Source organism: Ancylobacter sp. 3268, assembly GCF_031456575.1.
In the GTDB taxonomy this organism is placed as follows: Bacteria; Pseudomonadota; Alphaproteobacteria; order Rhizobiales; family Xanthobacteraceae; genus Ancylobacter.
Genome location: NZ_JAVDUX010000003.1, coordinates 128938 through 143271, shown reverse-complemented (window position 1 = coordinate 143271; position 14334 = coordinate 128938). Strand labels below are relative to the sequence as shown.

General features: G+C 60.8%; 15 protein-coding genes and 1 tRNA gene. 5 read left to right on the top strand and 11 right to left on the bottom strand.

Annotation, left to right across the window (positions count from 1 at the left end; translation table 11 throughout):
- The first annotated feature begins 54 nt into the window (after positions 1-54).
- From J2X65_RS05120 to J2X65_RS26970, 3 genes are all read left to right on the top strand, one after another.
- The gene (locus tag J2X65_RS05120) at positions 55-537 is read left to right on the top strand and encodes an NUDIX domain-containing protein (RefSeq protein WP_310198938.1); all 483 of its coding nucleotides are present in this window, start codon (positions 55-57) and stop codon (positions 535-537) included.
- 110 nt (positions 538-647) lie between these two features.
- A tRNA-Met gene (locus J2X65_RS05115) sits at positions 648-724 on the top strand.
- 160 nt (positions 725-884) lie between these two features.
- On the top strand, positions 885-1196 hold the full coding sequence (locus tag J2X65_RS26970; RefSeq protein ID WP_404977666.1) for a phage integrase central domain-containing protein: 312 nt from the start codon (positions 885-887) through the stop codon (positions 1194-1196).
- Positions 1197-1537: 341 nt separating this feature from the next.
- On the opposite strand, the gene J2X65_RS05110 is transcribed toward J2X65_RS26970, so the two are convergent.
- From J2X65_RS05110 to J2X65_RS05085, 6 genes are all read right to left on the bottom strand, one after another.
- Entirely contained in the window at positions 1538-2593 is a 1056-nt protein-coding gene (locus J2X65_RS05110; RefSeq protein WP_310198937.1) for a hypothetical protein, read from the bottom strand.
- A 21-nt stretch (positions 2594-2614) separates the two neighbouring features.
- Positions 2615-3376, bottom strand: coding sequence for an SDR family oxidoreductase (locus J2X65_RS05105; RefSeq protein ID WP_310198935.1), 762 nt, complete (start codon positions 3374-3376; stop codon positions 2615-2617).
- Positions 3373-4698: an FAD-binding oxidoreductase gene (locus J2X65_RS05100; RefSeq protein ID WP_310198931.1), complete on the bottom strand. Its 1326-nt coding sequence runs from the start codon at positions 4696-4698 to the stop codon at positions 3373-3375. The genes J2X65_RS05105 and J2X65_RS05100 overlap by 4 nt, the downstream gene beginning before the upstream one ends.
- Positions 4695-5153, bottom strand: a complete 459-nt coding sequence (locus J2X65_RS05095) for a GtrA family protein (protein WP_310198929.1) — start codon at positions 5151-5153, stop codon at positions 4695-4697. The genes J2X65_RS05100 and J2X65_RS05095 overlap by 4 nt, the downstream gene beginning before the upstream one ends.
- On the bottom strand, positions 5154-6590 hold the full coding sequence (locus tag J2X65_RS05090; RefSeq protein WP_310199392.1) for a UbiA family prenyltransferase: 1437 nt from the start codon (positions 6588-6590) through the stop codon (positions 5154-5156). It abuts the gene before it with no gap.
- 813 nt (positions 6591-7403) lie between these two features.
- The gene (locus tag J2X65_RS05085) at positions 7404-7637 is read right to left on the bottom strand and encodes a hypothetical protein (protein WP_310198926.1); all 234 of its coding nucleotides are present in this window, start codon (positions 7635-7637) and stop codon (positions 7404-7406) included.
- 550 nt (positions 7638-8187) lie between these two features.
- On the opposite strand from J2X65_RS05085, the gene J2X65_RS05080 reads away from it, so the two are divergent.
- Together J2X65_RS05080 and J2X65_RS05075 are read left to right on the top strand one after the other, a co-directional pair.
- A complete protein-coding gene (locus J2X65_RS05080; RefSeq protein WP_310198923.1) occupies positions 8188-8394 on the top strand; it encodes a hypothetical protein in 207 nt (68 codons plus the stop codon).
- A 618-nt stretch (positions 8395-9012) separates the two neighbouring features.
- A complete protein-coding gene (locus J2X65_RS05075) occupies positions 9013-9303 on the top strand; it encodes a hypothetical protein (RefSeq protein WP_404977665.1) in 291 nt (96 codons plus the stop codon).
- Positions 9304-9501: 198 nt separating this feature from the next.
- Here J2X65_RS05075 and J2X65_RS05070 read toward each other — a convergent pair whose 3' ends face one another.
- Genes J2X65_RS05070 through J2X65_RS05050 form a run of 5 tightly spaced genes read right to left on the bottom strand, consistent with a single transcriptional unit; the run spans position 9502 to position 14152 of the window.
- The gene (locus tag J2X65_RS05070) at positions 9502-9753 is read right to left on the bottom strand and encodes a hypothetical protein (protein WP_310198920.1); all 252 of its coding nucleotides are present in this window, start codon (positions 9751-9753) and stop codon (positions 9502-9504) included.
- Positions 9754-11040, bottom strand: a complete 1287-nt coding sequence (locus tag J2X65_RS05065) for an RNA polymerase subunit sigma-70 (RefSeq protein WP_310198917.1) — start codon at positions 11038-11040, stop codon at positions 9754-9756. It abuts the gene before it with no gap.
- Complete coding sequence (locus J2X65_RS05060) at positions 11037-12557, bottom strand: tripartite tricarboxylate transporter permease (RefSeq protein ID WP_310198914.1); 1521 nt, start codon at positions 12555-12557, stop codon at positions 11037-11039. The genes J2X65_RS05065 and J2X65_RS05060 overlap by 4 nt, the downstream gene beginning before the upstream one ends.
- Before the next feature lie 36 nt (positions 12558-12593).
- Positions 12594-13097 (bottom strand): hypothetical protein, encoded by a 504-nt coding sequence (locus J2X65_RS05055; protein ID WP_310198911.1) that lies wholly within the window; start codon positions 13095-13097, stop codon positions 12594-12596.
- Between the two features lie 56 nt (positions 13098-13153).
- Entirely contained in the window at positions 13154-14152 is a 999-nt protein-coding gene (locus J2X65_RS05050) for a tripartite tricarboxylate transporter substrate-binding protein (RefSeq protein WP_310198909.1), read from the bottom strand.
- Between the last annotated feature and the right edge of the window lie 182 nt (positions 14153-14334).

Sequence of the window (14334 nt, the reverse complement as noted above, 5' to 3'; positions counted from 1 at the left end):
CTCCATAGCAGCGCCGTCCACCCGATGGAACGCGCTACGGACAAAACACGGATCATGCTCACAGAAAGCCCCACCCCCATGCCGGTGTTCCGCCCGCCGCGCCTGCTGCATCTATGGGGCCGGCTGACGCGGGGCGTGACGCTCGGCGTGCGCGCCGCAGTGATCGATGCACAGGGGCATATCCTCTTGGTACGGCACACTTATGTGGCTGGCTGGCACTTGCCGGGCGGCGGGGTCGATGCCGGCGAAACCGCCGAGGAAGCGATCCGCCGCGAACTTGTCGAGGAAGCGGCAATCCGTCTCACTGCGCCGCCCCGGTTGCACGGCCTGTTCCTCAATACACATCTCGGCTCGCGCGACCATGTCGCGGTCTTCGTTGCCGGCGCCTTCATCGCGGAAGCCCCGTGCCAGCCCAATCGCGAGATCGCCGAGGCCGGCTTCTTTCCTTCGCACGCCCTCCCCGCGGCGACGACCCCGGCAACCCGGCGCCGCGTCGTCGAGATCGTCGAAGGCCTGCCACCGGCCGCTTATTGGTAGGACAAGGCATCCCTCCTGTGCGAGAAACGCACAGCGGTGCTTGACACCCTTCGGCCGGGTTCCTTATATCCGCGCACCTCGCGAGGCGGCACTATGCGGCCGCTCCCGATGGCGGAGTAGCTCAGTTGGTTAGAGCACGGGAATCATAATCCTGGGGTCGGGGGTTCAAGTCCCTCCTCCGCTACCATTCATCATTGATATCAACGATGAATTTGCCCTCAGAGCAGAAGCTACCCACCGAATACCCTGAAAATTGGATGCTTTCATCAAGCCCCCCTGCCCACGCAGGGATACGCGGCGGCGCTAAGATCACGCGCTCGTGAACGTCGTGATGGCGACCGGGAAGCATGGACGAACGCCCCATTGGCCGAACTGAAACGCCGGACATCCTCAATGTCTTCTCGCCAATATGGCTTGCTAAAACGGAAACCGCCAAGCGCGTGCGGCAGCGCGTCGGCACCGTGCTGGGCTGGGCGGCGGTAGACGGCGAACCCCGTGCGAGGCGTGGCAAAGGGGCCTGCGCAAGCAAACACACCAAGTCCAGCATCACGAAGCTTTGCCGTATTCCGCGATTCGATCTTCGATGCGCTGGCGCGGTTCGAGCGTGCGCTGACCCGCTAGCGGGTGATCGCTGGCCTTGCCGCCGCCAAGCGCCATGACAGACGCGCGGCCGACCACGCGCCATCGACGGCGCAAAGCCGCAACAGATCCAGGCGGGGCTTGATGCGGGCGCCGTCAAACCCTGCGTGTGCCGGACCTCGGCGTCAACCGCTCCCCCCTCGGCGGCGGATGGCACGCAGCGACCACGCCCCGCGTCCCGCTGGGGAGGGCGTATGATGACCTTTCGTCGCCGCGCCATCGCCAGGCTCAACGACGAGTTGCGCACCACCTTCGCGACCGTCCAGGTGATGCTGACACCCGGCATCCCTGCCGATGCAGACGCAGCTCGACGTGCTGGCCAGGGTTCGCGGCTTCAAAGACTTTTCCGCCGACAATGCCCCTATGGCGAGCACGACGTCTCACGGTTTCGATTTCCGGGAGAGAGATCAAGTCGCCCCTGCCCCCGCACGCGTTGCCACGCGATATATATAAATATCGCTAAGGAAATGAGAGGAAAATACACGCGCGCCTCATTCAGAAGACCAAATAGCAATATGCTCACAACGATCATATAAAATAGCAACACCGCCATCTTCATCGAAATGTCATCAGATTTTGTAAATACAAGAGATGCATATATCATTGAAATCCATAAAGTAACGACATACGCCTCGCTTCCCGAGAAAAAATTTATAAAAAACAGCTCTTTCAGATTATAAATTATGTTTATATGATTTCCCATATATTTATTGCTGCTATCCAATCCACCGAGCGAACTCTGAACAAACAAGAAATCGCGTGATATTTTTACATATATAAGGCCAGTCACAATTAAAATTGTGCATATAATTATATTTAATATATTTCTACTTATATTTATCGATATAGAATTCTTTTTATAATAGAAAACATTATATGCTTCATACAATATAACAAATATTGGAATCAGCAACGCAATTTCACGATTGAGAATTGCGAGCGGATAAAGGAAAATCATAATTTTTTTATTATTAACAAATAAAATAATGTACGAAATGATAGTAAATATGATTATATCCAATACATCCCACGTATATATCCAATAATCTTGTAACACTAGAAACATGAACGACCAAAAACATACACATAACATGGCCGATCGGACCGATAGGTCGATCGACCTTAACAAGAGGTAGAACAATGCGTTTTGCGCCAGCAATCCGAGCGCCGTGAAGATGAGCAGGCTTTGCCGGTAAGTCGGAACGACCGTATTGATCCCAAGCACCAGGTATGGCCCGAGAAGGCGGTTCTGAAACGCGCGCCAATGAGGTCGCCCGGTTATGACACCGTAAGCGGCATCAGCCAGATCCTTCCAGTCTCCATGCATCATGTAGAGCGCCCGGAAGGTCAGCGCCGAAACGAGAATTGTCAGCAGGAGACCAAAGAAATCCTTCCTTTCGATCCAGGACGGTATCATTATCCGCTCCAAAGTATCCGGCTAGTATTTCATCCTCTTGAATATTGTCTCGGGCATGTAACGAATGACCGTCATTATGGGCTGCCAGATCGAGCGGACATAAACGACGTCCTTCTGCCTCCGTATGGCGGCCGCCACCGCAGCGCCGACCTCCTCGGGCTGTGCGGTGAGGACGGGCGGCAGCTTGAAGCCCGCCGTCATGCGCGTGGCAACGAAGCCGGGCTTGATTGTCACCACTCGAACAGAGGTGCGCGACAGCCTCGCCCTGAGGCCTGAGAGAAACGCGGTAAAACCCGCCTTGGCCGAACCGTAAACATAGTTCGAGGCCCGTCCTCGCTCCCCGGCGACCGAACTGATGCCGACAATCACCCCTCGGCCGCGGGCCTCAAACCGATTGGCCACCAGGCCAAGAAGCAGGGCCGGCGCGACGTAGTTGGTCTCCATGACGAGCTTGGCGGCGATCGGGTCGCCTCGGGAGACGGCGTGGTCGCCGAGCAGGCCGGCCACACAGACCACAATGTCAGGCAGCGCCGGCAGCTCGTCGAGCAGACGGGCATGAGTTTCAAGGGCGAGAAGGTCGAACCCGACGACTGTCACCTCCGTACGGTAGCGAAGGCGGATGTCCTGCGCATCCGGCTCGAGGCGGGCCGTTTCGCGCGCAGTGAGGATCAGGGCGCCACCCGCCGCCGCATGTCGGTGCGCGATGGCGCGCCCGATATCGGAGGTGCCACCAACCACCAGCATGAGCGACCCCGCCCCATATGCGGTGCCGGATGCATTCATAGGCCCAACCTCCGGGAGAGAAGCGAAGAGAGGCGCCGCACCGGATCCAAGCGCTCGCGCAAGACGCGAAAGGTATCCAACTGGTCATAGCCCGCCAGCATGGCGGCACCGCTGCGCGCATCCTTGGCGAGATAGAGCCGGCCGCCGAAAGCGGCCACGATGACGTCGAGTTGCTCCAGCAGCTTGAAAGTGCCCGTCGAGACGGGAAAGTCCAGCGCCAGCGTGTATCCTTCTCGCGGAAACGACAGGGAGCCGGCGCGGTACCTCGCCGCGCCGAACAGCTTCAGTACCGCCAGGAACGATCCGGCACCCGCCGCCGCTACCCGATCGAGCACGGCGCGCAGCCCTTCACGGCTTGCCGCCTTCGGCAGCACGAACTGGTATTGCACGAAGCCGTTCCGGCCATATAGTCGGTTCCACGCACCAATGGCATCGAGTGGATAGAAATAGGAGGCAAGCGACACGATGCGCTCGCCTGGCCGCCCGCGGGCGTAATAGAGGGCATTAAAGGTGGCGACCGACCGCCTGTTCATCACCCAGGCGGGACTGGACACAGGCATCGCCAGCCTTTGCCGCGGGACGTCCGCGAAGGGCCGCCCCTCCCGTGTGGGCGGCAGCGCGGATCTCGGCAGATGTTCGCCCAGCGTGATCAATGACCGCCCCAGCCGTCCCCCCGATGCCAGACAGTCGATCCACGCCACGGAGTAGGTTGCCGCGTCGTTCGACTCGAAAAGATCCATCGCCTCGTCGAGGGACGCCGCCTTCAGCAGCCGCTGTGCGATCAGGTCGGTCTCGATCCGCTGCAGGGCGAAGGCGACCCGGAGAATGACGCCGGTCAACCCCATACCCCCAAGCGTGGCGTTGAAAAGCCCGACGTTCTCCTGGCGGGAGCAACGCATGATTTGGCCGTCGGCCAGCATGAGGTCGAGCCAGCGGACATGATCGCCGAATGAACCGGCGACGTGGTGGTTCTTGCCATGCACATCCGCCGCCACCATGCCGCCGATGGTGACGAAGCGCGTGCCGGGCGTCACCGGCACGAACCAGCCGCGCGGGACGAAAAGTGCCACGAGGTCCGACAGCAGGACACCCGCCTCGCAGACCATGAAGCCGCTGCCCTCGTCGAAGGCGACCAGCCGGCTCATGTGCCGCATGTCGAGCACACAAGACTCGTTGAGGGCGGCATCGCCATAGGAGCGACCATTACCGCGGGCGATGAGGCTGGGCGCGCATGCGAGGTGCGCGCAGATTTCGGTGTCGGTGCGGGGCTCCTCCGGCAAGACCTCAACCCACGGATAGCGTCCCCATCCCGAGAGCTTCATGCCGGACGTTCCTCCGGACGAGACGCATCCAGGGAAGGCGCGTCGAAAACGACGGCCTTGTCGAGCCGGTATTTCATGGCATAGCCCACCATCAGTCCGAGCGCCCCGCCGATATACAAGCTGGCTCCTTCGGGATCGATCAGGGACCCGATGATTTCGGCCGCCCAGAAGATGGCCGTGGTCACCAGGCCGGTCGCGCCATAGAGCAGGAATTTCTGCGCATGGGCGGCCGCGCCCGTCGAGGAATCCCGGAAGATGTAGCGCTTGTCGAGGCAATATTTGGCAACAAGCCCGACACCGGTCCCGAAAGCCAAAGCGAGAAACACTCCCGGCCATCCCTCCACATTGGCCAAGGCGGCGATGCGCAGCACGCACCATTGCGCAGCGAGATTCATGCTGATCGCCAGCACTGCGAACAGTGCGTAGAGCGCGGCGATACGCCGGGCGGGCGTCATCTAGATGCTGATCAAGATGGCGCCGGAGCAAGCCGCGGCGCTGAGGAGGCTGGTCCGGTCCGTGGCGGCGAACACCACCGGGTCGTCATGCATCTCGCCGCGTTGGGTCAGCAGCAGCACCCGGCTGATCCAGAACAGCAGAATGATACAGACGATCCAGAGCCGATCCGGATAGGTGTATAGCGCGCGGACCGACTCGCTGTTGAGATAGAGCGCCAGAACGAGCGGCGATACGGCTCCGGACGCCGCGGCCATGAATTGCAATGCCGGCAGATCGCCCAGCCTATAGGCGCGGCCGGCGGGATCCTGCTTGGACTTCTGCAGCCTATCGATCAGCTCGGAGCATCGCTTCACCAGTGCCAGGCAGAAGAAGATGAAGATCGCAAAGGCAATCAGCCATGGTGACAGCGCCGCTCCGATCGCCGCCGCCCCCGCCCATAGGCGGCTTCCATAGAGGCAGGCGAGCACGGTGACGTCTATCAGCAGCTTTTTCTTGAGATAAAATGAATAAGCGCACGTCAGGGCATAATACCCCACGAGCGCTTGCAGGAATTCGAAGGGCAGGAAAAGCGCCAGTACGAGCGAACCAAGCAATAGAAGAGGAAACAGAAGAACACCGTGAAGGATGGGAACGCGGCCCGATGCAAAGGGACGGTTCTTCTTCCGGCTATGCGCGCGGTCGTTCTTGAGATCGAGGAGGTCATTGAGAATATAAACGCTGGAGGCGCAGAGGCTGAAGCTCAGGAAGGCGAGGAGGACAGCTCCGAGTTCTGCCACCAGTTCGTGGGCTGCGATCGCTGGCACGAAGACCAGAAGATTTTTCAGCCATTGATGGATGCGGATGGCACGCAGATAGTCCTCGATCTGCACACGCCTCATGCCGATGGCCTGCGCATTAGGAGCCCATATGCGTATTTCCGCCAGATGCGAAGGCCGAGCGTCCGCTACATAGACGTTGCGTGCTTTTCGCCACACATCCTCGTCTACCGACGCATCGCCAATATAGTCGAACCCACCCGCCCCGAACGCCTCGCAGAGAGAGGTCGCCTTGACGCTGCCGGCCAGGTTGAGAGTGCCGTTGGAACCGAACACGCCATCAAAGATGCCCATGCCGTCGGCGACCGCCCGTACGTAACGCTCGTCGGTAGCCGAGGCCAGATAGATCTTCCGGCCTCGCCTGTGCTCGGTCTCGACGAAGTTCCGCACATCGTCATTGAACGGTAGTGCAGTGAAATCGAGCGCCGCCTGGTTCGCGATCTGCGATTTCAGCGCCGCCCGCCCCCGCGGCAGCGCCGCTATCGCTTCAATAGCTTTCCAGGGAGATGAAGACAAAAGAAGAAAAAAAGACTCAAATAGAATATCCGTTCGAACAAGCGTCCCATCCAAATCTACCACAAGAGGTGGATCCACACTCCGACTCCTCCGAGTTTTATATATTTTATCTTAAAATAAGACATTTATACGTGAATAATTCCCTTTATCTGTACAAAATGGTACGCACAGAGGATCGAAAATCAACCAACAAATAGAACGATACGGCACCACCTAGCACCACCTTGAATCGCCGGATTGATAACGTTCTTCACCTTTTGGCGCGGCGACGGGGACGCTCAGCCCTTAATGCCTTCCTTTGATGCGTACACATCCATTCGATCCCGGAGCCGAAAGCCGACGTGGAGCGGCTTGGCTGCCTCTCTTGAGTGATCCGGTTTCAGTCCAATGAATTGCCGGTTCGACCTGCTCCAGACCGAGGACAGCAGTGACCTCGAATCGCGGTCTTTTGGTTACCGGCGCACACTGCAGATCTATTCTGTTCTGTCAGGCGGCGAATGCTGCCCTCGCCCGCTTCTCAGCTGCCTCGCCTTGGCCATGCCCGCAACGCATGGGGATTCGCCAGTTCGAGGTGTCTCCTCGGCTCTCGAGTGCGCAGTTTCTCCCGCACCAAGCGCGGATCGTGCTCGAATTCATCTATCCGGGAACGCAGGGGACGCCGTTTCGGTCCTCTTTTCCCACAAGGTACCGTCTTCAAACGGCTGGTCGAGCACGCGAAACACGTCCTGCGTTGTGATGTCGGTGACGTTCAAGGCATCGCCCAGGGCAGGAGCGCGACCTCTTTGCGACGCTGCCGGCCTCCTCCGGAAAGCCTAACAGCGCTTGAGCCCGGCCAATTCGCATCGACACGAACTTGCCGGCACCCGCATGCAGGGAACGAGACAAACTGGTCGGAATGACCTCAATGCACGTCACCGCTCAACTCTCGGCTGCGTGGCGCTTGGACACTTCGGTAGATTGGGATGTGTCGATCAGGCTGGCTTTAATGCCATTGAGCGCGGTGAAAACGGCCTCGAGCAGGGCCGTACTGAACGGATCGAGTTCGCCAGACCCCTCCAAGCCGGCATCCGACGCACGTTGCTCTCGCTCTGCGGTCGCGGCCGCCATTAGCTTGGTGATAGCAGCGTCTATTTCTGCTGCGATTGCTCGCATCGGGACCTCTTCTCGGTATCAGTTATCGCATCGACCTGCATCTTATGCGATTAAAATTTACATTTTATACGCAAAAGTTGCACAACGTCACAAGATCGGGTTGAGATCTCAGCGCTGCTGACCAGCCCACCCCCACCCGCCATTCGTCCGCGCAGAAGAGCGAAACTATCGGCTGCCACCAGAATACCCGATTACGGCTATTCGGAGTGCAAGAATGAACCCTGCAAGTGACGCGCGTCGGCGGAGACGCACGCCAGCCACCATGTCCAAGGACAAAACCCTGACCGCGATCACGGGTGACATTCCAAGCGCGGCATGAAGAGTCCGGCCACTGACGTAAATGCATGGCCCGCGCAGCGGCGCCTGTGAACCGCGGCAGGCGTAAACGACGGGAGAGGCCCACGATCGGAAAAGATGATTGCCCAAGCCGGGGAGACCTTCCCGCTGGTCTTGCACGCCCCGATGCGCCCTGCCCTACCGAGCCTCCTAGCCGATTGGCAATCGGCATGCGAAGGTAGCTGAAAAAGCATCAAGTACCCGGGAGGAATCAATGCCTGATCTCACGCTCAAGAGCATGGTCAAAGTGATGACCATTCGCGAAGGCGACTTGAAAGTTCCGCTCTTGGAAGCAGCGGAAATGATCGACGAAAATCCCGCCTGGCACGTGCGTATTCCGACCGGATACACGCCGCATGGCGGGAAGGTACTGGCGCTCAACGACATCCGGCGCCTCGTCAAAGAGTTGCCGCGCGTATAGCCGCTGCACCTCCATTCCAGACCCCCTGCCGTTACCGTTGCCGCTCGCCGCGGCAGGATTGGACCGCGGCAATAGCCCCGCAAGGCGGCTTCATCAGCCGGACAGCATCTGGCCCACCCATTGAGGAACCACAGCGTCATAGAATTTTAAGATTTTTCTGCTGTTGAGAACGGCGGGTAACTTGGCAGCTGCCGAATCACATGTGATCCTTCCCTCATAAGGGAGAGGTGGGATGCTTGATTCGACCGATCGTACGAATATCCCTCTATCGCGGCATGCATATGTCCGCTTTGTGAGCTTCGGCGCCCCTAATCAGACACGCGCGTTCACGACGAGACTGACGACGCTCGATCAGCTTCCTACCGAGTATAATTACATCGCCGAGTCTCGGTCCTTTGTGATACTTGGCATTTGGGTTGACGGTATTGGACGGCTGAACGGCTACTCAGCGGAAACGTTCGTCAGAACCGTGGCGCGAAGAGTTACCGCGGCTGAAGGCGCGCCGGCGCGGGCAACGGCCTCACCTTGATCGACCCCCGGAACTGTACCGAACGGCGTTATTTCGGAACCCTGCGCTGCCCTCTGCGTTGATCCCTGGCATACCAGAGGAGAGCGCCGATGGATGAAGTATTCCTAACCACGACCGAAACGCCGGGCGGTGTTCAGGAGCGCGGTACGGTTCGCCTTGAACATCGCGAAGGGCATGACGTCTATGAGATTGCGGGTCGCGAAGGCGCGTGGCATGTCGTGTATGGCGGCAAGGCTGGAATGACTTACGCAACGAAGGAGGCCGCATTCGAAGCCGCCGTCGCAGCGGCCTCGAATGCCCTCAAAGACGGCAACGAGGTGACCGTTCATGTACCGGCGCGGGCCCCGGGCGAAAGCGCGCTTGGAGCATCGACGGATTAGCATAGGAATGGCCAGCCTACACCGCGGCCTGGTCGAAATCCGGCCCGCAGAGCGGAGCTATTTGCGAGTTGCGCTCCCGGCCAGCCTCATTCCTTCAGGTGACGCGCGTTGATCGCCACATCGGCCGGTCTATAGCCATGGCGCAGACGCGAGCGCTGTGCTGGCCATCTTCCGGCATCGTGCATCGGTCGTCGCCGCTCAGTCCCGCAGAGGCTGCATCCCGAGCAAAACCTGCGCCGCCTCTACGCAGCGTGCTATGCGCTCCATCGAGCGCCAATCGACCGCCCCGGTGATCTTGCCGAAATAGATGTCCCAAGCAGAAGCCGCGACCGGCGCGCCAAGCATGTCGCGCTCGATGTGCCGTGCGGCCAAAGCGAGCTGCTCTGGATTTTGTCCGGCAAGCGTCTCGGCTTCCTCATCCAGACAATCCTCGCACATGGCGTCAGGCACTCACCCTTTGAACGCGAAGATATCGAAGCCTCGGTCGCGGTCGATGACATAGACGATGCCACGGCCATCGACATCGACGTCATTGCTCTGCGGGCTGGCATGGCCATTGGCCGGCCGTGGAATAAAATGCCCGACTTCGCGGGGGGTTTCCGGATCGGCAAGGTCGATCACCCGCAACCCGCCGGCGAACCATGTCGCGAAGACCAGGCTGCCGATCTGCTGCTCCTGGAACTGATGCGCGCCGAAGCGCCCGCCGGCGCGCGCATAGGGGCTGTCGGCCTCGCTCAGGTGGAATGTGGAGAGGGGCTTCACCGCGGCGGGATCGCCCGCATCCATCACCCACAGAAAGGCATGCGGCTGGCCGGGCACATGGTCGTGCTCCTCATCGATCATCAATGCGATGTCGCGCCCGGCGATCGGCGATGCGAGGCGGAAGAAGGTGTGCGTCGGCTCGGGAAAGGGGGGATGATAATTGAAGCTGCCGAGCGTCCGCGGCCGGGCGATATCCGACACGTCGATCGCATAAGCGCCGGCATACCAGCAGGATGCCCACATCACGTCGCCGACGCGCAACGCATGATGGAGCCGATGACGCTGCCCCGACCATGCCGGTGTTTCGCCGCCGGCGACATGTTGGCCAGGAAGATGCCAGCGCGAAACCTCACGCGGCCTCGTCGGATCGGCGAGGTCGTAGATGACAAGAATATTGCCGACATATCCGTCCATCTCGGTGGAGATATAGGCGTAGCGCTCGTCCATGTCGAAGCGGTGCACGCCGATGCCGCCGGTGCGGACATAGGCGAGTTCGCGCGGATTGGCCGGATCGCGGATGTCCCACACGCGGAAGCCGCCCTCGCCATAGCCCCGCGACAAGCCGGCGCGAAGATCCGCGATCTCATCGGCGGCGACACCCAGCGCGCGCGCGATCTCATCCGGTGTCGGCACCCGTCCGAGGTGGGTGGTGAGTTCACCCGTCACCGCCTCGATCCGCTCGCCCTTGCGATAGAAGTGCCGGCGATGCCGCTCGACATTGGTGATCATCAGGTCGCCGGCGACCTTCACCTTGTGGGTGTGGGAATAGCCGTCCGGCGGAGCGAGCGCCGCCACGAGACGCGGCCGGGCGGGGTCGCGCACATCGTAGATGCTGGTGCCCAATGGCGGCGACATGTGGCCGATGAAGGCATAGCCATCCTTCACCACCACCTCCCCGCCGCCCGGAATATCCAGCCGGGCGAGAGGCGTGATGTTGGCGCTGTGCAGCGGCCCGGCCGGAAGGTGCGCGTTCATGCGGCGGCCACGCGCGCGGCGGCGCGATTGCGGCGCCATTGAACGATGGAGGGGATGGCCAGCGAGAAGGCAAGCGCCGCCCACAATATGTTTCCGACCGGCGAGGAAAAGAACACCCAGGGGTCGTTGCCGCTGATGCGCAGCGCCCGCATGACGTTCGCCTCCAGCATCGGCCCGAGGATCACCCCGATCAGCAATGCCACCACGTTGAATCCAGTCTTGCGGCAGACATAGCCGATGGCCCCGAACAGCAGGGTCAGCCAGAGATCGAACATGTAGCCGCGCGGCGCGAAGGCGCCGACGAGGGTGAAGGCGATGATGATCGGCGCCAGCACCGGGGTCGGGATCAGCACCAGCTTCGACACCCAGCGGGTGAGCGGCAGGGTGGTGAACAACATCACCGCATAGGCCACCAGCATGGTGATGAAGACGCCATAGCCGAGGCCGGGATTCTGGATGAACAGCCGCGGGCCGAGCTGCACGCCGTGATAGGTCATCACGATCAGCATCACCGCGGCCGTGGTGCCGCCGGGCACGCCGATCACCAAGAGCGGGATGAGATCGCCAGATGCGCAACCATTATTGGCGGATTCCGGCGCGATCACGCCTTCCGGGATGCCTTTGCCGTATTCCTCCGGCGTCTTGGAGTAGAGCCGCGACTGCTGGTAGGCGACGAAGGCGGCAATGGAGGCACCAGCCCCCGGCACGATGCCGATGATCAGCCCGATGATGCCGGTCCAGATCATGTGCCAGGTACGCTGGAACGACATGACCACGCCTTCCCAGGTCTCCTTCCAGCTGGACTGCTGCATCATCTGCCGGCCGGTGTCGCTGAGCACCGAGGTGCTCTCCATCATGATCAGCGCTTCGGAGATGGCGAAGACGCCGATCAGCACCGCGATCAGCGGCACGCCGTCATAGAGCTCGATGAAGCCGAAGGTGCCGCGCGGCGTCGAATAGATGTGGTCGGCGCCGATCGCCCCGATCAGCAGGCCGAGAAAGCCGGCGATCAGCCCTTTCAGCATGTTGTCGGAAGCGACCGAGGCGATCAGCGTGATGCCGAACAGCAGGATCACCACCATCTCGACGCTGTGCATGTAGAAGGCAAGGCGCGCAATATAGGGGAGCAGGAAGATCGACATCAGCGCGGTGACCATGCCGCCGACCGTCGAGGCGACGAAGGACAGCACCAGCGCCTGCTGGCCGAGCCCCTTGCGCGCCATCGGATAGCCGTCGAGACAGGTGGCCGCCGAGCCGCCATTGCCGGGAATGTTGAGCAGGATCGAGGTGATGCCGCCGCCCATATGCGAGGCGACGAACAGCGAGACCATGAAGATCATCGCCACCTCGACATCCACCGCCAGCGTGAAGGGCAGCAGCATGATGATGGTATTGGCCGAGCCGAAACCCGGCATGGCGCCGATGATGATGCCGATGGTGGTAGCGATGACGATCAGCCATAGATAGCTGAAGTTCAGCAGGAACTGGTCGGAGAGCAGGCTCAGGCTGAGATTCATATCGGACCTCCCGTCCGCAACGGCTTTCTGCCGGGCTCAGAGGCCGGTCAGGGCCGAGACGAGGCGCTCGAAGGGGCCCTGTGGAAACGAGGTCCGCAGGATCAGGATGAAGAGCACATAGCCGAACAGGGCGAGCGAGCCGGCGGTGATGGCCGCGGCCCGAACGTTCATGCGTTGCAGCCACAGGAAGCCGGCAAAGAGAAAGCCGAACGTGCTTAGCGTGAAGCCGGCCCAGGGGATCACCGCCACCGAGGCGACGGTGAGGCCGAACAGCGAACCGCGCACAATGGCGAGTTTCCGGTCCTCATAAAGGCTGGTCAGCTCGAGATAGTGCGTGCCGCGCGCGAGGCCGATCGCCGTCCTCAGCGCGAAGATGCCGATCAGCAGGAACAGCACCACGGCGCAGAACACGCCGGAGACCTTGGCTTCCCAGTCGAGGTCCTTGATGGAGATCAGATAATAGGTCGCGAAGGCGGCACCGAGAATCGGGATGATCCAGTCGGCACCGGTCGCGACCTTGCCGTTGCGGTCGTCATTCATGGTTGAGATCCTGCCTGAGAGCCGGCACAGTCTCGCCGCGCGAGCCCGGCGTGGCGTCACTTCGTGGCGGAGAGAAGCGGACGGTAGCGCTCGGCGAGTTCCACGAACTCCTTCGCCGACTCCTGACAGGACGCCGCGTCGCCATATTGGATGAACTCCCAGGGCGTGCCGGCTTTTTCCGCCACCGCCCTGTAGTCGGGATCGGCGAAGACCTGCTTGAAGGTCTCGGCAAGCTTCTTCACCCGGTCGGGATAGGCCTCCACCGTCTTGGCATGAATGGCGATGGCACGCTGGCCGGACATTTGCGGGATCTTGGTGCCAAGCGCCTGGTTCACCGGCGGCGCATTGTTGGTCAGCTCCGGCGCGCGGTTGGTCTCATTGAACACAGTGAGGAAGCGGGCCTGATCGCCGAGGCCGAGCGAAGACGACAGGAAGGTGGCGCAACCATCGACCTCGCCGGTGATCGCCGCCGAACGGGCGGGACCGCCGCCGCCATAGGGAATCATCCGCACCTTCATGCCGGTGGCCTCGGCGAGCGCGAGGGCGCCGATGGTCGAGGGATGCGGGAGGCGGCTGGTGGAAAGCGTGATCTCGCGCTTCTTGCCCTCCTCCACCATATCCTGGATCGTCTTGAACTTGCTGCCCGCACCGACCCAGATCACCGAATCGTCGACATCCATGCTGCCGAGATAGACGAAATCTTCCGGATATTTGTACTTCACCTTCTGGGTGGCATACATGATCATCTCGGGGCCGATATTCCCGAAGAGAATATTGTAGCCGTCCGCTTCGCGCTTCGAGACGAAGACCTCATAGCCCACCTGGCCGGACGCGCCGGGGAAGTAGGAATATTCGAAGTTCGCGCCGAGATATTTGCTCCAGATACGATTGAAGGCGCGCGCGGCCTGATCGACGCCACCGCCTTCCCCGGTCGGGATCAGCACCTGCAGCGGCTTGTCGGGATAGCCCGCCGCCTGCGCGGCAGGCGCGAGCGAGGCGAAGGCAGCACCGGCCCCAGCAAGCAGGACATGGCGCCGATTGAACATGATGGACATTTGGCTTCCTCCCAGGCGCGCTGACGCGCGACATCGTACCGGCCATTGGCTGACCCGCTGTTGGATTTTTCCAACCTATTATTCTTTGGTTATATATTGGTCTAATTTCCCGGTCAATGCGCCAATATCGCCCTCCGTCAGCAACTGTAAGCCCCTAGCGCCGACAACTTGCCGATGTGGGA